An 18,749-nucleotide genomic window follows, 5' to 3' on the forward strand; every position below is an offset into this window, starting at 1 on the left:
CACACCAAATTAACTAAAGATTTTCTTTACTAGAACCCAATTTTATCTCGTTTGTAGCATACCTTCAATATCCGCATAATACCGTCATCGCAACACAGTGTTGCGTTTAATCAATTTAAGAAATTATTTAGGAGTAATCAAATGTACAATTTTTCAAATAAAGTGGCAATCGTAACTGGTGGTGGTTCTGGTATGGGATTGGAAGTCGCTAAACGTTTGGTACAAGCTGGCGCCAAAGTTGTGATCGGTGGTCGTAATGAAGCGAAGTTACAAGCTGCTGCAAATGAGATTGATACCAGTGGTGCGAATGTGCGTATTTTTGCTGGAGACATCGCCAAACCTGCCACTGCCCAAGGCTTAGTAGAAACTGCTGAACGTGAATTTAGTGGCGTGGATATTTTAATTAACAACGCGGGGGTATTTAATCCAAAACCATTTTTAGATGTGGCCGAGAGTGAATACGATTGGTTCTTAGATACCATTTTGAAAGGTAAATTCTTTATGGCACAAGCCGCAGCAAAAGCGATGAAAAAACGTGGCGGTGGTGCAATTGTGCAAACAGGTTCACTGTGGGCATTAGAAGCAATCAGTGCAACCCCCTCTGCCGCCTACTCAGCAGCGAATGCTGGTGTTCACTCTTTAACCAAAAATTTAGCGATTGAGCTTGCCAAAGACAACATTCGTATTAACACGGTTGCACCAGCGGTAGTGGAAACACCAATTTACAATACTTTTATGAGCGATGAGCAGGTCAAAGAGACATTGCCAACCTTTAATAATTTTCACCCATTAGGGCGTAACGGCACACCTACGGATATTGCTGAAGCGATGTTGTTCTTTGCTAGTGATAACGCAAGCTGGATTACTGGCACAATTTTACCAGTGGATGGTGGTGTAATGGCTGGGCGTTAATCGTTTAGCGTGTAATAAAAGTGCGGTCAGTTTTACAAGGATTTTTGTAACATTGACCGCTTTTCATTTTGGGAAAAAATAATGAAAAACTATCACACTATTGTTATTGGTGGCGGTTTGGCTGGGCTGTATGCGGCATATCGTTTACAGGAGCAGGGGATTCACTCTTCTCTTGTATTGGAAGCTAATCACGAATTTGGTGGTCGAGTACAGGCAAGTGCAGACGGTTTTGATCTGGGCGCAACGTGGTTTTGGCCGGAATTTCAACCTGAACTGGTGGCGTTGATGGATAAATTTCATCTTAACGCCTTTCCCCAATATGCCCAAGGCGATATGCTGATTGAACGTTCTTTACACAATGTTCAACGTATTCGTGGCTTTGCATCATCACCCCAGTCTTGGCGGCTTGAAGGGGGGATATACCGCTTGATTGATGCTTTAAAGCGATCAATTTCTTCAGATAAATTACACACTAACCAAAAGGTTATCCGTATTGAACGTAAAGATGGGCAAAGCGTTGTGTATACACAGTCGGGCGAACATTTTACAGCCCTAAATATATTGCTGGCTTTGCCACCACGCTTGGCAACTCAAATTCAATTTATCCCCAGTCTGCCCGAAACACTGTTACAGCGTTGGCAAAATACGCCGACGTGGATGGCACCGCACGCCAAATATATTGCTATATATGATCGTCCATTTTGGCGTGAGCAGAAATTGTCGGGGGCGGCATTTAGCCAAGTGAGTGATTTGGGAGAAATACACGATATTTCTATGCCTAATGGTAAAGCAGCCTTATTCGGCTTTTTTGCCATACCGGCACAAACACGCACAAATATAGATGATGAAACATTAAAAGCCCATTGTCGCGCTGAGTTGCAACGTTTATTCGGTGAGCAGGCTGGTAATCCCGAGCAGGAAATCATCAAGGATTGGGCAAAAGATCCCTTAATCGCCACTACGATGGACAACAATCCGAATATCAATCACCCTTTTGCAGGGCAAAATTGCGTTTCTCAAGGTGATTGGCAACATAACCTATGGGGAGTGGCAACAGAGTGGTCGCCGAATTTTGGCGGTTATCTTGCCGGTGCAATCGAAGCGGTGGATATTGCCTTAAAGATGTTATTAGGAGAGAAAAAATGAAAACTTATACCGCCTTTCAAGCAATTAACGGCGAATTACAAGAAGTTCGTCTACCAATTCCATCCCCAAATAACGAACAAGTGTTAATTAAAGTGGAAGCCTGTGGTATTTGTGGAGCGGATAAAAATGATGTGGCAAATGCAAAAGTACCAAGAGTTGTCGGACACGAAGTGATCGGACGAATTGTCGTGGTCGGTAAGAATGTACCGAAACGCTGGGCTATCGGACAACGGGTAGGCGTGGGGCGATTAGGCGGACATTGTAACGAATGTGATACCTGTCGTCGTGGTACATTTAATCTTTGCCCTAATCAGACCATCATCGGAGCAACAGCAGACGGCGGTTATGCCGAATATGTGCTAGTAAGGCACACCGGTTTGGTGTCTGTACCGAATGAATTAGATCCCGTACAATCTGCTCCATTGCTGTGTGCAGGTCTAGCAACATTTAATGCCTTAAAAAAGAGCGGAGCAGAAGCGGGTGATTTGGTCGCGATAGTAGGTGTAGGCGGATTGGGGCATTTGGCAGTGCAATATGCTGTCAAAATGGGCTTTGAAGTGGCGGCTATCGGCAGAAAAACCGAACTTGCCGAGCGTGTTTATGCACTTGGCGCCCATCATTATTTAACTGGTGATAATATCGTTCAACAATTACAACACTTAGGTGGAGCAAAGGCGATTATCAGCACCATAAATCACGCGGACACAGTTGCTGAGATAGTCAAATCTCTTGCACCACAAGGGAAATTGGTGCTACTCGGTGGAGATAAAACACCACTGGCTTTATCTATCGGACAATTTATTGGTGGTGAACGTAGTGTAATTGGGTCATTAACCGGCACGCCACTCGAAAATGAGAAAACGTTGAAATTCAGCCGATTAAGCCATATTCAAGCACAAATCGAACGCTATCCGTTAAGCCAAGCAAAAACCGCTTTTGAACGAATGAAAAGCGGAGAAGTCAGATTTAGAGCGGTATTAGAAATGAAGTAAAAAACAAATCGTAGATAATATGACCAAACATTCGGAAAGAGACAGCTATGCGTGAAGTGGAATTTGATAAGTACCAGATTCAAGCAGAAAATTATCCCTGTTTATCAACCAAATACCTTATCAACTTATAGCAGAAATTACATTCATACTAGCCAAGTTATCTATTCAAAATAAAATGAATATTAATACTGCTTATCTTGTCGTCATTGCAAAACTCCATCGTTTGAAATGCATTACCCGCAATATCAAAGACTTTGAACATTGCGGGTGGAAATTATCAATCCTTTTCTTAATTAAAGGTTTGTTGGCGAATTGTTAAACTCTCTTCATTTAATTCATCAATAAGGCGTTTTGCCTGCTTTTTCAATTAATGATTTGAGATACGGAATATCATCGTGGCTTAGCATATCGATCAAGCCTTCACGTAACCATTGGATAATTTCACTTTCTGTATCATAGCCATATTTTTGGTTATACATTGCTAGCACAGGCATTTCTTTTGATTCGTGCAAATACATTCTCACCGATAATCCCGCTTTTTTGTAGGCAATTAAATCTTCTTTGCCGACATAGTGATATTCCACACAAACACTGCTGGCATTTGATCCCAATACTGCACTCAGTTGATCGTTATAGCGCGCAAGGGTAACCACTTGCAACCGCAAGGCTGGCAATAAGGCTTTCACTTTATTAATTAAAACGTGATCAAAGCCTAATAATAAAATTTGATCCACTGTATTGGTACGTTGCAAAATCTCAGCTAAGACTTCCGCAAAACGCTGATGATTGCGACGTTGTTTAGCTTCTACAATTAACCCTACATTATTTTCTTGCGCCCATTTTAAAACGGTTTCTAACTCTACAATGTGCGTGCCTTTGAAAGCGGGGGAAAATTTCTCACCGAAATCATACTGCTGTAATTCAGCAAGTGTCATTTGTTCCACATATCCTTCACCATTAGAAACACGTTCAATCGAAAAATCGTGAATAACCACAATTTTTTCATCTTTTGTCATTGCAATATCAAGTTCAATGCTATGTGTTCCCGCTTCTAATGCGCCAATAAAGGCAGGCATTGTATTTTCTGGATACTTGGCACTATAACCACGGTGGCTATTTGCGAGAATGATTCCTTTCTCTGTTACATTAAATTCAAATGCCATTTTTAACCTCTCTCTTACATTCAATTTAAAAACTAAACTCATTTTAGAGACAATAGAAATATCACGCAAACACTATTGCAATCAAAGGGAAAAAATATCTAATTTTCGTGATCAAACTCACAAAAACAAACTTAAATGAGTTTATTTTTTAAATTGTAATTGATCGCGCTTTATCTTCTAGTTTAGAGTATTCACGAAATTATCATCGAGGAGAAATCGATTATGGCAAAACTAGAATTACGCAATATCACCAAAAAATTTGGTGATTTCTATGCAGCAAATAACATCTCTTTTACTGCTGAAGAAGGGGAATTCGTTACACTACTCGGTCCTAGTGGCTGCGGAAAAACCTCTTTGCTTAAATTAATTGCAGGCTTTCACCGTGCCGATGAGGGGGAAATTGTCATTGGCGATCGTCAAGTCAATGACATTCCACCAGAAAAACGGAATACCGCAATGTGTTTTCAATCCTATGCGCTTTTTCCTCACTTAAATGTTTCTCACAATATTTGTTATGGCTTGAAACAAAAGAAAATTCCTATTGATGAACAAATCGCACGCTTAAATGTGGCATTAAAACAAATGGATTTAGAAACCCAGAAGCTAAAATTACCTTCTGAGCTTTCAGGTGGTCAGCAACAGCGTGTTGCCCTTGCCCGTGCAATGGTTACCCGTCCTGATGTGATTTTATTCGATGAACCACTCTCTAATCTTGATGCCAAACTGCGTGAAAGCGTACGCTTTGAAATTAAGCAACTTTCTCATCAATATAATCTGACCAGTATTTATGTTACCCACGATCAGGCGGAAGCCTTGTCAATGTCAGATAAAATTATCGTGCTAAATAAGGGATCAATTGAGCAAGTGGGAACACCACAAGAAATTTATTATCAACCGAACAACCGCTTTATTGCTGATTTCATTGGTGTCGCAAACATCACCAAAGCAAACGTAAAACACTGGCAAGAGGATCTCTATCAGGTGGATTCCTTATGGGGCAAATTCGTTGTGCAATCGGCACATAAACCTGTGGCTGAGAATATTTATATTTGTTTCCGTCCTGAAGATGCGATCCCTTGTGAAGCTAATAGCAATGTAGAAAATAAATTTAGTGTCAAGGTTCTACAAACCGCCTTTATGGGGAATATGACTGAGGTGCAAGGCTTGGTTACCTCTGGCTTGCCAAATGAGAAAGTGCGGTTGCAATTAACCAAGTTTTCACCGTTATTAAATCAGTCAGAACAATTACATTTCACCCTTGCTCGTGATGCCATTCGTTTCTTGGAGGCGGTATGAAATCCTTAAAACAAGATCTCAAAGCCTGGCTACTGCTTGGAACAGGGCTTGGCACCATTTTATTATTAATGGGTTCGACCTTTTATTTAGTGGTTGCACAAAGCTTTGGCTTACAGAATATGTATGGTGAACCGTCCCACTTCACGTTTGATTATTGGCAAGAAGTGTTAAGCAACCCTATCTTTCATAAATCATTTTGGTATTCGGTGCGAGTTTCTTTTCTGGGTGCGGTATTTTCCATTTTAGTGGCTTACCCCATTGCATTATGGTTACGCAATCCGATTAAGGGCAAAGAATTTATCGTTACCTTTTTCCGTATGCCAATGCTTGTGCCGGGATTAGTGGCGGCATTCTTATTTATGAATATGATTTCCTACCACGGTATTCTTAATGAAACCTTAGTTTGGTTAGGCATTTGGGAACAACCAAAATCCTTGCAAAATGACAGCTTTGGTTGGGGAATTGTAATTTTGCAAATGTGGAAAAATATTCCATTCGCCTTAATTCTTGTTGGCGGTGCAGTCAATTCGTTAAAAAGCGATCTCTTTGATGCCGCTTCAAACCTAGGTTCAAACAGTTGGCAACGTTTTATTTATGTGATTTTTCCACTCACTCTCAGTGCGGTACAAGTTTCGTTTATTTTGATTTTTATCGGTGCATTAGGTGATTTCGCCTTTTATAGCATTGCAGGCCCACGTGATACCTATTCTTTAGCTCGCTTTATGCAAATGAGTGCTTATGAATTTGAAGAATGGAATCAAAGTGCGGTACTCGCAATGGTGATAATGCTCACTTCTGCACTTGCTTCAATTTTAATTACGCTGATTATTCGTCCATTATCTGTTAAACGAGGAGCGGTAAAATGAACAAAATACAAAGCAAAAACACACGTTTAATTAACCGCATTGTGCTGATCTTTTTTGTGCTGGTGAATTTTGTTTGGCTTGTTTTGCCTTTCTTAATGGCGGGTTTATGGTCGCTTGTTGATCCACAACACCCTTGGAGCTACCCTGATATTTTTCCACCCGTGCTTTCTTTTGAACGCTGGAGTTATGTATGGGAAAACACCGCACTTAAAGAAGCGATGTTTAATAGCTACACCATCGCACCGATTGTTTCTTTAATCGCCATCACCCTCGCCTTGCCAACCGCTTATGCTTTTGGTCGAATGGAATTCCGCGGTAAAAAAATTGCCGAACTGATTACCCTTATTCCCTTAGTAATTCCGGGAATGATCATTGCCTTATTCTTTAGTGCGGTGTTAATTCAGTTAAATATTAACAATCCAATGATCGGTATTATTATCGGCCATACGGTAATGACGTTACCCTACGCTATTCGTATTTTATCTTCAGGATTTTCAGCCGTTCCGCAAGATCTGATTGATGCAAGTCGCGATCTTGGCGCATCAAAATTTACGACCTTTAAAGATGTGTACTTGCCAATGCTAAAACCCGCATTTTTAGCGTCCATTATTTTCTGTTTAGTCAAAAGTATTGAAGAATTTAGTATTTCCTTTGTTATCGGTTCGCCAGATTTTATCACCGTGCCAACCATACTTTATTCTTTCTTGGGCTATTCTTTCATTCGTCCAAATGCCGCCGTGGTCTCAATCATCTTATTAATTCCAAACGTGATCTTATTGTTAATTATTGAACGTTTATTAAAAGGTAACTATTTATCTCAATCCACAGGTAAAGCCTAATTTTGTAAACCATAGCCTTGTAAATCATAGGAGAACACAATGATGAAAACTCGTCTTATCAAAACCGCATTAATCAGTTTAGGGCTAACCACCGCCTTATCCGTATCGGCTTCCCAAGACCTCAGCCAAAAAAGCTGGGAAGATATTGTGGCACAAGCCAAACAAGAAGGCGCAGTCACCTTTAGCGTATGGTATTTACAACCACAATTCCGTCTTTTTGTGAAAGAATTTGAAAAAACCTATGGCATCAAAGTGAAAATCCCAGAAGGAACACTAGATGGCAATATGAACAAACTCATTGCTGAAAAATCACTAAGCAAAGGCAAAATGGATGTGATCGCCATTGCGGCGGATAACTACCCGATTGTGCAGAAAAATGAGGTATTGAGAAATCTCGATAAATTGCCAAATTTCGCCCAAGCTAACCACGCCTTACAAGGGGTAAAATTTGACAATCAAGCAATGGGATTTTGGGGCAATCAAACAGGCTTTGCTTATGATCCATTACGGGTTTCAGAAGATCAATTACCACAAAGTTGGCAAGAAACCGTTACCTACATTCAAACTCACCCGAAAAAATTTGGTTATGCCGATCCAAATGGAGGGGCTTCAGGTAAAGCATTTATTTTCCAAGCCTTACTTAATGTAAGCGGTCAATATGATTATCAAAACACGCCATTTGATGCTGCTCAAACGAAAAACTGGCAAAGCACCTGGGATTGGTTTAACCAAAACAAACAAAATATGGTTCGTACCGCCTCTAACGCAGATAGCTTAACACGCTTAAATGATGGGGAATTAGATATTGTTTCTGCGTGGCAAGATCATTTATTTAGCTTACAAAAACAAGGTGCGGTTACCCCAAGATTGAAATTCTATGTGCCAAAATTTGGTATGCCGGGCGGTGGGAATGTCGTCGTTGTCGCACAAAATGCGCCACACCCAGCAGCAAGTTTACTGTTCGCCAACTGGCTAGTCTCCCCAGAAACCCAACAAAAATTAGCCGCTCATTTTGGTATTCGCCCATTAAATGCGGAAGTCGGCGAAGCGGATATTCCATTCTTCCCATTAGATTGGAGCAAAGCCGCGATTGCAGATTTCACCAAAGAAGTGATCGCCAAATAACATTGTTAATGAGTTAAGGTTCTGCCTTAACTCATTTTTTTCTCTCTTTTTTTGATTATTGTTCCAACAAAATCAAGTTAGATTTAATATTGTTAGTGCAAAAGTGCGGTTAAAAATTTTGCAATTTTTAGGGCATTTCGTGCCAATAATGCCCTTTCCTTTCTATCCTAATCTTGGAGGACATTCTATGAAAAAGCTCACCTTAAGCCTTAGTTTACTTAGCAGCACATTCTTTTATGCCACAAATCTTAATGCGGCGCCTAATGTGCCAGACAATCACCAAGCAGAAGCGCTACAATTAGAAAAAATCGTGATTTTCAGCCGACACGGTATTCGCACACCTTTAGTGGGAAAAGACAGCATTTTATCTCAAGCCACGCCCTATCAATGGGTGAAATGGCAAGATAAAACAGGCTATCTCACTGCCAAAGGGGCGAGATTAGAAAAATTATTCGCGGCTTACTGGTCTGAATGGTTGCAACAAACTGGCATTCTGTCATCACAATGCCCGAAAGATGATCTTTTTATTTATACCAACGCTCGCCCACGCACCATTGATACAGGGGTAAGTTTTGCTAAAGGAGCATATTCCCATTGCGCCATTAGAGTGAATTATCTTGGCAAATATAACACGATGGATAACACCTTTAATCCCGTAATTCGCAGCAAAGTAGATAAAGCCTTTGAACAAAAAGCCCGCAACGCAGTCGATGAATTAGTCGGTAAAGGAGGATTTGCTCAGCTAAACGCACATCTACAAAGTAATTTCAACGCCCTTGCACAAACGTTAAATCAAACACAATCACCCTTATGCCAAGAAAAACACTTATGTAATTTAGACCAAGAACCTAATACCCTCACCTTCACTCAAGGAAAAGAACCGAAAACCACAGGTGCATTACGCGATGGAACAGGGGCAGCTGATAGCTTCCTACTGCAATATTATGAAGGCTTTCCTGCTAAAGATGTGGCTTGGGGTCGCATTAATAATCAACAAGATTGGAAAAAAATTGTTGATATCAAAGAACGCTACAACCAATTATTATTCGGCACGCAAGTAATGGCAAAAGAAGCCGCCACGCCGCTGCTCACCTTTATTCAAAATAGTTTTAAAGACTACGGTTACCAACACCCTTATATTGAAAACGCACGCAATGCCAAGGTCGTATTGTTGGTCGGACACGATTCTAATGTTGGTTCGCTCTTACCATTATTAAAAGTAAAACCTTACCACCTACCCGATCAACTGGAAACGACACCAATTAGTGGCAAAGTTGCCTTTGAAAAATGGGTCGCGCCAAATGGCGAAGCCTTTATGAAAGTAGAATACGTTTATCAAACCATTGATCAATTACGTAATGGCACGAAACTCACTTTGACTAATCCACCAAATCGTATTACCTTACAGCTAGAAGATTGCCCAACCAATGCGCAAGGTTTATGTAAAATGGCTGATTTTTATCAAGCCGTTGAAAATGCGTTAAAATAATACCGCACTTTTATCTGTGTAAATTAAGGTAAAATTGACTGAGAAGCCTCTCTGATCGCCAAAGTGAGGCTTTTATTTCATAAAGACAGAAAAATGAAAAAAGATAATTCCGTATTCAATTTAAAATCTAGCGAAAAATTGTTATTACGCCTTATTCGCCAATATGCCCCTTCACGCAAGGAACTCAGTACATTATCAGGCTTAACCGCCGGGGCAGTAACACAATATTGTCGCAAACTCTTGTTTCTTGGCTTAATCAAAGAAACGGAAAAAATGGTAAAAAAACGGGGAACGCCTTCTTTTCATTTAACCTTAAATCCCAACGCCTGTTGCTCTATTGGGGTTACCTTTTCTGATCACGCATTTCAGCTGGCGATTGTGGATTTTGTTGGTAATAAAATTGCGAATGAACGCTATGTATATGACAATATCGTACAATTTGATGAATTATGCCAAAAAATTCATAGTGCTGTTACGCAATTGCTTGAAAAGAAATTTTTGTCTGAAGCCAAAATCCTTGGTATTGGTTTCTCCCTTTCTGGCTATCTCTTGGAAGACAAATCAATTTCCTCCCCTTGGTTTCCTTTATTACAAAATATTCCTAATTTAGCCACAGTATTGAGCGAAAAATTGGGCTACCCTTGTTATATTGAAAACAACATCAACACCGTAGCCTTAGGTGAATATTATTCAGGTTTATGGAATGATATTGACGATATGGTGGTTATCAGCCTTGATTTTGGTATTGGTGCAGGCATTATTTCACAAGGTAAACTAATCCGTGGTGGATTTGGTAACGCGGGAGAAATCGGCTTATTATTCCCCTATAACTCGCCTAGACCAAGTTGGAAAGATCTCACCGAAAAACTTGGCGAAGATAATCATCAAACAAACTTATTAGACAACACCGCGGTAAAAACTTGGCTAGCACATAGCCAGCCCCAAGTGCTGTCTCTCATTCTCTCCGCCATTGCGTGGCTTGACCCCAAAGTCATCGCCCTAACTGGAATGTTGCCTCAAACCTTAATCAATCAACTGATTGATTACGTTAAAAATGCAGAACAACTACAAAACATCAACCGCACCTCAGCACAACTGAGCGCATCAAAGATAAAATTTGAAGATATTTCTATTGGTGCCGCTATTGTACCGATTTATCATTTCTTGCAAGATGATGAATAAACAAAATATATAACGTAATCTCCCCCAGAAAGTTTGACAATTTCCAAACGAAATTGATAAGACTAGGACATAATCTACACCTCTAATTAGGTGTCCAGTTTTTGGGGTGCAGATCAAAGTGCGGTGCAAAAATTAAGAAAATTTGTACCGCACTTAATTTATCTATGGAATAGTTTTTTCATCCGCTTTTCTTAATTAAACGTGATTACCACATCTTATCAGGACTAAATATAATACGATCAAAAATCCCCTCTTATCCCATTATACTTTGAGTGAATATTTAGCTAATTTGCGATGAAATTTTATTGTCCTATCAATCTTGCAAGCAAATGGTTCGCTCCCCTACTTGCTCCTTTCTTTTCTTGCTTAGTCGGTGAGTTTATTGACACCAAAATGGCGATAGGTTCGTAATGTGGCGATACGTCCTCTTGGTGTACGTTGCAAAAAACCTTGCTGAATTAAATAAGGCTCAAGCACATCTTCAATGGTTTCGCGTTCTTCACCAATGGCGGCAGCAAGGTTATCTAACCCCACAGGGCCACCGTCAAAGCGTTCAATAATCGCGCTTAATAATTTGCGATCCATAAAATCAAAACCAGCCGGATCCACATCCAACATAGAAAGGGCTGATTGCGCAATTTGTGCGGATATTTGGCCTGCATTTTTTACATCCGCATAATCACGCACGCGACGTAGTAAACGATTTGCAATACGTGGTGTGCCACGGGAACGGCAAGCAATTTCTTGTGCGGCATCTTGTTCAATGGCTAAATTTAAGCATTGCGCACTGCGTGCCACAATAGACGTGAGATCTTCCACTGAATAAAATTCTAAGCGTTGCACAATGCCAAAGCGATCTCGCAAAGGGGAAGTGAGCGAGCCAGCTTTAGTCGTTGCACCAATTAAGGTAAAAGGGGGTAAGTCTAATTTGATCGAACGTGCGGCTGGCCCTTCACCAATCATAATATCAAGCTGATAGTCTTCCATTGCGGGATACAGGACTTCTTCAATCGCAGGGGAAAGGCGGTGAATTTCGTCAATAAATAGTACATCGTGCGGTTCGAGATTGGTAAGCATCGCAGCAAGATCACCTGCTTTTTCTAATACTGGCCCAGATGTGGTACGGATATTGACGCCCATTTCATTGGCTACTATATTTGCCAGCGTGGTTTTTCCTAAACCCGGGGGGCCAAAAATTAAGAGGTGATCGAGCGCATCTTGACGCAATTTTGCCGCTTGAATAAAAATTTCCATTTGCTCACATACTTGGGGTTGCCCCACATAATCAGTGAGTAATTTAGGACGAATCGCACGATCAATATATTCTTCATCAAATTTTTCTGTTGCGCTAACAATTCTATCTACTTCAATCATTATTCTGCCTTATTTATAACGCTGCTTTTAGGGCTTCGCGGATTAATTGTTCACTATTAAGTGTTGGATCGGCGACTTTTTTCACCATTTTTTCCGCCTCACTTGCTTTGTAACCTAAAGCAATTAATGCCGCTACCGCATCATCAATATGCATATTTTCTTTGTTTGATGATTTTTCAACCATAGGCAAATGGGTACTTTCAATAAAGAAATCGGCTTGTTGTAAATCTTTAAATTTCCCTTTTAATTCAACCAGTAAACGTTCTGCTGTTTTTTTTCCAACGCCCGGAATTTTAACTAATTTAGACAATTCTTCACGTTCTATGGCATAGGCAAATTCATTTACTGACATTGCAGATAAAATTGCTAAGGCTAATTTAGGCCCAACGCCATTGGTTTTAATCAGTTCGCGAAATAGACTACGATCTTGTTTATGAGAAAAACCAAATAATAAATGGGCATCTTCTCGCACCACCAAATGGGTGAATAATGTGGTTTGTTGCCCTGTTTCTGGTAAGTTATAAAAGCTGGTCATTGGCAATAAAAGTTCATAGCCGACGCCTTGTACATCAAGTAAAATTTCTGGTGGTTGCTTCTCGACTAATAATCCTGTTAAACGGCCTATCATAATTTCCCCTTAAAACGATTTGCCATAGCATAAAATAAAACTGGATAAATATCCAGTTTTAAACAATAAATTTTCACCCTTAACGACTATAAACGAAAACGCCCTCGGCTATATCTAGGACGTAAAAGTGCGGTGCTTTTTACGCCTGTTTTTTGCATATTTTGATTAACTTGAGCAAGTTGGGCGGCAGAATGAGCGTGGGTGATGGCGATAGCTAAGGCATCTGCCGCATCGGCTTGTGGCTTTGCAGATAATTTGAGGATTCGCATTACCATTTCTTGTACTTGGGTTTTATCCGCAGCGCCTGTTCCGACCACCGTTTGTTTTACTAAACGAGCCGCATATTCAAACACTGGTAAATCTTGGTTCACCGCAGCGACAATCGCCACGCCACGTGCTTGCCCGAGTTTTAATGCAGAATTGGCATTTTTTGCCAAAAAGACCTCTTCAATGGCAAACATTGTAGGGTGGAATTGGGTGATAATTTCACTCACACCAGCATAAATTCGTTTTAAGCGTGTGGGCATATCTTCTGCCTGAGTGCGAATTACGCCGCTACCTAAATAGTCTAATTTAAGTCCAACTTGGCGGATCACCCCATAACCCGTTAAACGAGATCCCGGATCGATACCTAAAATAATTGCCATCTTTTTTCCTAAATGAAAAAGGTGCTGATAAGATCACGCACCTTTTAAATTATCGTCAATAAAATCAATGTGAAAAATTAAAGTAGTGCCGCCACTTCATCACTGATTTCACCATTGTGATAAACGTTTTGCACATCATCACAATCTTCCAGCATTTCAATTAAGCGTAATAATTTTGGTGCGGTTTCTGCATCAAGATTCACCGTAGTAGATGGGATCATTGTGACTTCTGCTTCTTGAATTTTAAAGCCAGCTGCTTCAATCGCTTCACGCACGGCGCTTAAATCTTCCCACGCAGTATAGATTTCAAAGCTACCATCTTCTTGCGGTTGGATATCATCTGCGCCCGCTTCAATCGCCGCTTCTGTTAAAGCATCTTCATCCGCTTCAGCAATCAAAATTAAGCCTTTTTTACTGAATAAATATCCTACCGAGCCTTCTGTGCCTAAGTTTCCGCCACATTTGGTGAAACTTGGGCGAACTTGTGAAATCGTGCGGTTTGCGTTATCGCTTAGGCATTCCACCATAACCGCTGTACCGCCCGGGCCATAGCCTTCATAGACTTTGGTTTCCATATTCGTATCATCGCCACCGCCTACACCACGGTCAATTGCACGATTAATGGTATCACGTGTCATATTGTTAGAAAGGGCTTTATCCACCGCCGCGCGTAAACGGGGGTTAGCACTTACATCACCCCCACCTAATTTTGCTGCGGTAACTAATTCACGAATTAATTTAGTAAAGATTTTTCCACGTTGGGCATCTTGGGCGGCTTTACGGTGTTTAATATTCGCCCACTTACTATGTCCTGCCATTTTTTTTCCTTCTATTTTCTGTGATCTTTTTGATCTTGAGTTTAATTAAATTTGTTTGTTTTTATAAATCGGGTTTCGCCGTTGGCGACTGACTTTTTCTTTGCACGTGCAAAGTAAAAGTAAACAAAAAGTAAGCACGCCCAACTTCACTGTTTTTCTTCACTTGGTTGAAATTTTCTTTACGCAAAATTCAGAACTCGCTACGCTCAAACACGCTGAATTTTGCTAAAAATTTCAAGTCGTTCAGGCAGTTCAGACGGGATCAAGCTGAACGCTGATATTATTTATATTATTCCCCAAGTGCGGTGAAAAATTCTCTTATTTTTTCATCGCATCTTTCCCCCTTTTTAGCAAAAAGAGGCGAGGGGAGATTTATCAGCCTTTATTTATTAAATATTTCTTTATCGCTGCGGCATTATTTGGCGATTTTGTTAGCTGTATGGCTTCTTGCGCCGAAACCCATTTAAAAGCTAAATGCTCAGTTAATTGAGGCTCAAATTCTTGTTCAACCGCATATAAAAACCAATATTCTCGACAGTGCGTGATATTCGGTGCGTATTTATAGCGGAAATGCGGAAAAATTTCAAATTCTACGCTTTCATTGCAATCAAAAAGTGCGGTGGAATTTGGTGAAATTTTTAACCGCACTTCTTCCCAAAGTTCACGAATCACCGCTTCTTTTGGTGTTTCGTCCTTTTCTATTGACCCCGTTACCGACTGCCAAAAATCAGGATCATCTTTGCGTTGCAACATTAATACCAGATTTGTCTTTTTAACATAGATAACAACTAAAATACTTTGCGGATTTTTGTAAGTCATAGAAGATAAGACGTGAGTGTCCCCACGCCTATTTACCTAAAGTTATTTCTCGTTTTTTACCACGCTAATCCCTAATTCGGCTAAAGCTTGTGGGTTCGCATAACTTGGCGCTTCTGTCATTAAGCACGCCGCAGCGGTGGTTTTCGGGAAGGCGATCACATCACGAATGTTGTCTGTGCCAGTTAAAAGCATCACTAAACGATCTAAGCCGAAAGCCAATCCTGCGTGTGGTGGCGTACCGAATTTTAAGGCATCAAGTAAGAAACCAAATTTTTCATATTGTTCTTCTTCATTAATGCCAAGAATACGGAAGACTGTTTGTTGCATTACTGGGTCAAAAATACGTACAGAGCCGCCGCCTACTTCGTAACCGTTAATGACCATATCATAAGCATTTGCTACTGCAGCAGTTGGATCTTGCTCAAGTTGTGCTGGGCTGAAATCTTTCGGTGAAGTGAACGGGTGATGCATCGCGGCAAGATTGCCTTCTTCATCACGCTCAAACATTGGGAAATCAATGACCCAAAGTGGTTTCCATTCGTCTAAACGGGTTAAGCCTAAATCACGACCTAATTTCAAACGCAATGCGCCCATTGCATCTGTTGCCACGTTCCATTTATCCGCACCAAAGAAGAGAATATCGCCATTTTGTGCTTGTACACGTGTTAATAAAGCATTCAGAACATCTTCAGATAAGAATTTAGCGATTGGGCTTTGTACCCCTTCTAAGCCTTTTTCAAGCTCATTCACTTTCAACCAAGCTAAGCCTTTTGCGCCATAAATGCCGACAAATTGAGTATATTCATCAATTTGTTTACGCGTAATGCTTGCGCCATTTGGCACACGAATCACGGTAACACGGCCATTTGGATCATTAGCTGGGCCGCTAAATACTTTGAAATCAACCTCTTTAACTAAATCAGCCACATCGACCATTTCTAATGGATTACGCAAATCAGGTTTATCTGAACCAAAACGTTGCATTGCTTCTTGCCACGTCATCATTGGGAATTTGCCGAGATCTACGCCTAAGATCGCTAACCATAATCCGTGGATCATCTGTTCCATAATTTCACGCACTTCTGGTGCGGTTAAGAACGAGGTTTCCACATCAATTTGGGTAAATTCAGGTTGACGATCAGCACGCAGATCTTCATCACGGAAACATTTTACAATTTGATAATAACGATCAAAGCCAGACATCATCAATAATTGTTTAAATAATTGTGGTGATTGTGGTAAGGCATAGAATTTCCCTTTATGGACACGGCTTGGTACTAAATAATCGCGCGCACCTTCAGGGGTGGCTTTCGTTAGCATTGGGGTTTCAATATCTAAGAAACCGTGATCATCCATAAAACGGCGTACGAAACTGGTAATTTTTGCACGAGTTTTCAAGCGTTGCGCCATTTCAGGACGACGTAAATCTAGGTAACGATATTTTAAGCGTTGTTCTTCTGTATTATTTTGGTTGAAATCCAATGGCAAGACATCCGAGGCATTATAAACAGAAAGAGATTTTGCCAACACTTCCACTTCGCCCGTTGCCATTGTTTTATTAATTTGATTTTCAGGGCGTGCAATGACTTCACCTTTAACTTGAATACAAAACTCATTGCGTAAATTGGCTGCTGCGCTCAATGCTTCTTGATATTTAGGATCAAAACAAACTTGCACAATCCCTTCGCGATCGCGTAAGTCAATAAAAATAAGTCCACCTAAATCACGGCGTTTATTCACCCAGCCACTTAGCGTAACCTCTTGCCCAATGTTGTTGCGGTTTAATGCCCCGCAATAATGAGTTCGCATCATAATATTTTCCTTCAAAATTTTAAAAAGTGATAACAGCGGAATTATAGCGGAAATCGAGGGCGGATAGAATTGTTAATTGAGAAGTTATGCAAAAACTTCTGAATGTGTGTTTAACCGAACTAATTTTAGGCATTGTTGTTCAATTTTATAAATTAGCACGAGAGCATTAAGAATATGGCAATCCATATAGCCTTTCAAATTATTTTTAAGTGGATGATTTTTATATTCGGCAGGCAGGGTTATCCCATTTGTTAAGCAATGCATTACTTCCAAATAGCAGAGGTGAACAAACAAGTGCGGCGTTTTTTTGGCAAGTTGTACTAAATCTCGCTTAAATTCTTTTGCCATTTCAATTTCATTAATTGGCAACGGCTGGATCCTTTATTCTTTTCCTTCGGCTTTTTGTTTTAGTAAGGAGGCAAGATCAGTATTAGCATCAAGAGAAAACCGCTCAGCTTTTCCATTTTCAATTTCATCCATTGCCATTAACGTTTTTGTATTAGGTTGCAAATAATTCAAACTTAAAGGAATAGCTTTAGTCGCAGCAATTTCCGTTAAAAACATATTGAATACCTGTGAGGGAGTAAGACCATATTGTGCAATCACTTTAAACGCCTCGGTTTTTAAATGCTGTGGCAAACGAAAATTCACCACCGCATTATTGTTCGTCATTGTTGCCATAATAAACCCCTTGATAGATTAAGTTAAGTTTATAGCATTATATTGCATATACATTATCATTACAAATTAAGCTTAATCTATTTTCATTTGTGAGAAGCACCGTCTTACTCTAAAATACAAGCAAAATAAAGTGCGGGGAAAATTTTATTAATTTTCAGCACATTTTAGTGAAAAATTTAGGATAAATAATGACTAAAGATACCCTCTTTTCTGCCCCGATTAAAAATTTAGGCGATTTTACTTTTGATGAAAATGTCGCGGAAGTGTTTCCCGATATGATTCAACGTTCTGTGCCGGGATATTCTAATATCATTACCGCAATTGGTATGTTGGCAAGCCGTTTTGTTACGCCTAATTCAAATGTGTATGATCTGGGTTGTTCCCGTGGTGCAGCAACGCTTTCTGCCAGACGTCATATTCAGCAACCTAATGTGAAAATTATTGGGGTGGATAATTCGTTGCCAATGGTAGAGCGTTGCCGTCAGCATATTCAGGCTTATCACAGTGATATTCCCGTTGAAATTTTATGTGATGATATTCGCCAAATTCACATTGAAAATGCCTCAATGGTGATTTTAAATTTCACCCTGCAGTTTTTGCCACCGCAAGATCGCACTGTGCTACTGACAAAAATCTACCAAGGTTTAAACCCAAATGGGGTGTTAGTGTTATCGGAAAAATTCCGTTTTAATGATGAAAAAATTGATGATTTACTGATTAATCTGCACCACGAATTTAAACGAGCTAATGGTTATAGTGAACTAGAAGTTAGCCAAAAACGCACCGCACTTGAAAATGTGATGCGAACAGATGAGATTGAAACGCACAAAGTGCGGTTAAAATCCATAGGATTTTCTCACGTTGAACTGTGGTTTCAGTGTTTTAATTTCGGTTCAATGATCGCCATTAAATAATGAAAAGGCTCTCATTCGTTTTGAGTGCACTGTTAGATGCCGTGAT

The 18,749-nt window shown here is 40.2% G+C and carries 19 protein-coding genes; 10 read left to right on the forward strand and 9 right to left on the reverse strand.

From position 1 onward, the window contains the following. Positions 1 to 141: 141 nt before the first annotated feature. From L5B83_RS01080 to L5B83_RS01090, 3 genes are all read left to right on the forward strand, one after another. Positions 142 to 912, forward strand: a complete 771-nt coding sequence (locus L5B83_RS01080; RefSeq protein ID WP_265777285.1) for an SDR family NAD(P)-dependent oxidoreductase — start codon at positions 142 to 144, stop codon at positions 910 to 912. Between the two features lie 81 nt (positions 913 to 993). Then, entirely contained in the window at positions 994 to 2,058 is a 1,065-nt protein-coding gene (locus L5B83_RS01085) for a flavin monoamine oxidase family protein (RefSeq protein WP_265777286.1), read from the forward strand. Further along, positions 2,055 to 3,050, forward strand: a complete 996-nt coding sequence (locus tag L5B83_RS01090; RefSeq protein WP_265777287.1) for an alcohol dehydrogenase catalytic domain-containing protein — start codon at positions 2,055 to 2,057, stop codon at positions 3,048 to 3,050. The genes L5B83_RS01085 and L5B83_RS01090 overlap by 4 nt, the downstream gene beginning before the upstream one ends. 338 nt (positions 3,051 to 3,388) lie before the next feature. On the opposite strand, the gene L5B83_RS01095 is transcribed toward L5B83_RS01090, so the two are convergent. Further along, on the reverse strand, positions 3,389 to 4,213 hold the full coding sequence (locus tag L5B83_RS01095) for a glycerophosphodiester phosphodiesterase (RefSeq protein WP_250350715.1): 825 nt from the start codon (positions 4,211 to 4,213) through the stop codon (positions 3,389 to 3,391). 222 nt (positions 4,214 to 4,435) lie between these two features. On the opposite strand from L5B83_RS01095, the gene L5B83_RS01100 reads away from it, so the two are divergent. The 6 genes from L5B83_RS01100 to L5B83_RS01125 all read left to right on the forward strand — a co-directional run bounded on the left by L5B83_RS01100 (position 4,436) and on the right by L5B83_RS01125 (position 11,010). After that, a complete protein-coding gene (locus tag L5B83_RS01100) occupies positions 4,436 to 5,509 on the forward strand; it encodes an ABC transporter ATP-binding protein (protein WP_265777288.1) in 1,074 nt (357 codons plus the stop codon). After that, positions 5,506 to 6,375 carry an ABC transporter permease gene (locus L5B83_RS01105; protein ID WP_250350717.1) on the forward strand — a complete coding sequence of 290 codons (870 nt, stop codon included), beginning with the start codon at positions 5,506 to 5,508 and terminating at the stop codon, positions 6,373 to 6,375. Before L5B83_RS01100 ends, L5B83_RS01105 begins: the two co-directional genes overlap by 4 nt. Continuing rightward, entirely contained in the window at positions 6,372 to 7,214 is an 843-nt protein-coding gene (locus tag L5B83_RS01110) for an ABC transporter permease (RefSeq protein ID WP_250350718.1), read from the forward strand. Before L5B83_RS01105 ends, L5B83_RS01110 begins: the two co-directional genes overlap by 4 nt. A gap of 42 nt (positions 7,215 to 7,256) precedes the next feature. Then, positions 7,257 to 8,339: an extracellular solute-binding protein gene (locus L5B83_RS01115; protein WP_265778355.1), complete on the forward strand. Its 1,083-nt coding sequence runs from the start codon at positions 7,257 to 7,259 to the stop codon at positions 8,337 to 8,339. 187 nt (positions 8,340 to 8,526) lie between these two features. Further along, positions 8,527 to 9,828, forward strand: a complete 1,302-nt coding sequence (locus L5B83_RS01120) for a histidine-type phosphatase (RefSeq protein ID WP_265777289.1) — start codon at positions 8,527 to 8,529, stop codon at positions 9,826 to 9,828. A 93-nt stretch (positions 9,829 to 9,921) separates the two neighbouring features. Further along, the gene (locus tag L5B83_RS01125; RefSeq protein ID WP_265777290.1) at positions 9,922 to 11,010 is read left to right on the forward strand and encodes an ROK family protein; all 1,089 of its coding nucleotides are present in this window, start codon (positions 9,922 to 9,924) and stop codon (positions 11,008 to 11,010) included. A 366-nt stretch (positions 11,011 to 11,376) separates the two neighbouring features. Here L5B83_RS01125 and ruvB read toward each other — a convergent pair whose 3' ends face one another. The 8 genes from ruvB to L5B83_RS01165 all read right to left on the reverse strand — a co-directional run bounded on the left by ruvB (position 11,377) and on the right by L5B83_RS01165 (position 17,780). Beyond that, a complete protein-coding gene (gene ruvB, locus L5B83_RS01130) occupies positions 11,377 to 12,384 on the reverse strand; it encodes a Holliday junction branch migration DNA helicase RuvB (protein ID WP_250363439.1) in 1,008 nt (335 codons plus the stop codon). Between the two features lie 13 nt (positions 12,385 to 12,397). Further along, positions 12,398 to 13,012, reverse strand: a complete 615-nt coding sequence (gene ruvA / locus L5B83_RS01135) for a Holliday junction branch migration protein RuvA (protein ID WP_250349679.1) — start codon at positions 13,010 to 13,012, stop codon at positions 12,398 to 12,400. Positions 13,013 to 13,098: 86 nt separating this feature from the next. Next, positions 13,099 to 13,659 carry a crossover junction endodeoxyribonuclease RuvC gene (gene ruvC, locus L5B83_RS01140; RefSeq protein ID WP_250349678.1) on the reverse strand — a complete coding sequence of 187 codons (561 nt, stop codon included), beginning with the start codon at positions 13,657 to 13,659 and terminating at the stop codon, positions 13,099 to 13,101. A gap of 77 nt (positions 13,660 to 13,736) precedes the next feature. Next, complete coding sequence (locus L5B83_RS01145) at positions 13,737 to 14,477, reverse strand: YebC/PmpR family DNA-binding transcriptional regulator (RefSeq protein WP_250349677.1); 741 nt, start codon at positions 14,475 to 14,477, stop codon at positions 13,737 to 13,739. Positions 14,478 to 14,852: 375 nt separating this feature from the next. Next, positions 14,853 to 15,296 (reverse strand): dihydroneopterin triphosphate diphosphatase, encoded by a 444-nt coding sequence (nudB, locus tag L5B83_RS01150; RefSeq protein WP_265777291.1) that lies wholly within the window; start codon positions 15,294 to 15,296, stop codon positions 14,853 to 14,855. A gap of 42 nt (positions 15,297 to 15,338) precedes the next feature. Continuing rightward, positions 15,339 to 17,108, reverse strand: coding sequence for an aspartate--tRNA ligase (gene aspS, locus L5B83_RS01155; RefSeq protein ID WP_265777292.1), 1,770 nt, complete (start codon positions 17,106 to 17,108; stop codon positions 15,339 to 15,341). Positions 17,109 to 17,192: 84 nt separating this feature from the next. Next, a complete protein-coding gene (locus tag L5B83_RS01160; protein WP_265777293.1) occupies positions 17,193 to 17,456 on the reverse strand; it encodes a type II toxin-antitoxin system YafQ family toxin in 264 nt (87 codons plus the stop codon). A 33-nt stretch (positions 17,457 to 17,489) separates the two neighbouring features. Beyond that, the gene (locus L5B83_RS01165) at positions 17,490 to 17,780 is read right to left on the reverse strand and encodes a type II toxin-antitoxin system RelB/DinJ family antitoxin (RefSeq protein ID WP_265778356.1); all 291 of its coding nucleotides are present in this window, start codon (positions 17,778 to 17,780) and stop codon (positions 17,490 to 17,492) included. Between the two features lie 197 nt (positions 17,781 to 17,977). Between L5B83_RS01165 and cmoA the strand changes: the two genes are divergently transcribed. Beyond that, the gene (cmoA, locus tag L5B83_RS01170) at positions 17,978 to 18,703 is read left to right on the forward strand and encodes a carboxy-S-adenosyl-L-methionine synthase CmoA (protein WP_265777295.1); all 726 of its coding nucleotides are present in this window, start codon (positions 17,978 to 17,980) and stop codon (positions 18,701 to 18,703) included. Positions 18,704 to 18,749 lie beyond the last annotated feature (46 nt).

The sequence above is a fragment of the Avibacterium sp. 21-599 genome (assembly GCF_026226765.1).
GTDB lineage: Bacteria > Pseudomonadota > Gammaproteobacteria > Enterobacterales > Pasteurellaceae > Avibacterium.

Bases quoted from the DNA above. Each gene is read 5' to 3' on its own strand.
- L5B83_RS01080 (WP_265777285.1), top strand. From the start codon at position 142: ATGTACAATTTTTCAAATAAAGTGGCAATCGTAACTGGTGGTGGTTCT.
- L5B83_RS01085 (WP_265777286.1), top strand. From the start codon at position 994: ATGAAAAACTATCACACTATTGTTATTGGTGGCGGTTTGGCTGGGCTG.
- L5B83_RS01090 (WP_265777287.1), top strand. From the start codon at position 2,055: ATGAAAACTTATACCGCCTTTCAAGCAATTAACGGCGAATTACAAGAA.
- L5B83_RS01095 (WP_250350715.1), bottom strand. From the start codon at position 4,213: ATGGCATTTGAATTTAATGTAACAGAGAAAGGAATCATTCTCGCAAAT.
- L5B83_RS01100 (WP_265777288.1), top strand. From the start codon at position 4,436: ATGGCAAAACTAGAATTACGCAATATCACCAAAAAATTTGGTGATTTC.
- L5B83_RS01105 (WP_250350717.1), top strand. From the start codon at position 5,506: ATGAAATCCTTAAAACAAGATCTCAAAGCCTGGCTACTGCTTGGAACA.
- L5B83_RS01110 (WP_250350718.1), top strand. From the start codon at position 6,372: ATGAACAAAATACAAAGCAAAAACACACGTTTAATTAACCGCATTGTG.
- L5B83_RS01115 (WP_265778355.1), top strand. From the start codon at position 7,257: ATGAAAACTCGTCTTATCAAAACCGCATTAATCAGTTTAGGGCTAACC.
- L5B83_RS01120 (WP_265777289.1), top strand. From the start codon at position 8,527: ATGAAAAAGCTCACCTTAAGCCTTAGTTTACTTAGCAGCACATTCTTT.
- L5B83_RS01125 (WP_265777290.1), top strand. From the start codon at position 9,922: ATGAAAAAAGATAATTCCGTATTCAATTTAAAATCTAGCGAAAAATTG.
- ruvB (WP_250363439.1), bottom strand. From the start codon at position 12,384: ATGATTGAAGTAGATAGAATTGTTAGCGCAACAGAAAAATTTGATGAA.
- ruvA (WP_250349679.1), bottom strand. From the start codon at position 13,012: ATGATAGGCCGTTTAACAGGATTATTAGTCGAGAAGCAACCACCAGAA.
- ruvC (WP_250349678.1), bottom strand. From the start codon at position 13,659: ATGGCAATTATTTTAGGTATCGATCCGGGATCTCGTTTAACGGGTTAT.
- L5B83_RS01145 (WP_250349677.1), bottom strand. From the start codon at position 14,477: ATGGCAGGACATAGTAAGTGGGCGAATATTAAACACCGTAAAGCCGCC.
- nudB (WP_265777291.1), bottom strand. From the start codon at position 15,296: ATGACTTACAAAAATCCGCAAAGTATTTTAGTTGTTATCTATGTTAAA.
- aspS (WP_265777292.1), bottom strand. From the start codon at position 17,108: ATGATGCGAACTCATTATTGCGGGGCATTAAACCGCAACAACATTGGG.
- L5B83_RS01160 (WP_265777293.1), bottom strand. From the start codon at position 17,456: ATGGCAAAAGAATTTAAGCGAGATTTAGTACAACTTGCCAAAAAAACG.
- L5B83_RS01165 (WP_265778356.1), bottom strand. From the start codon at position 17,780: ATGACGAACAATAATGCGGTGGTGAATTTTCGTTTGCCACAGCATTTA.
- cmoA (WP_265777295.1), top strand. From the start codon at position 17,978: ATGACTAAAGATACCCTCTTTTCTGCCCCGATTAAAAATTTAGGCGAT.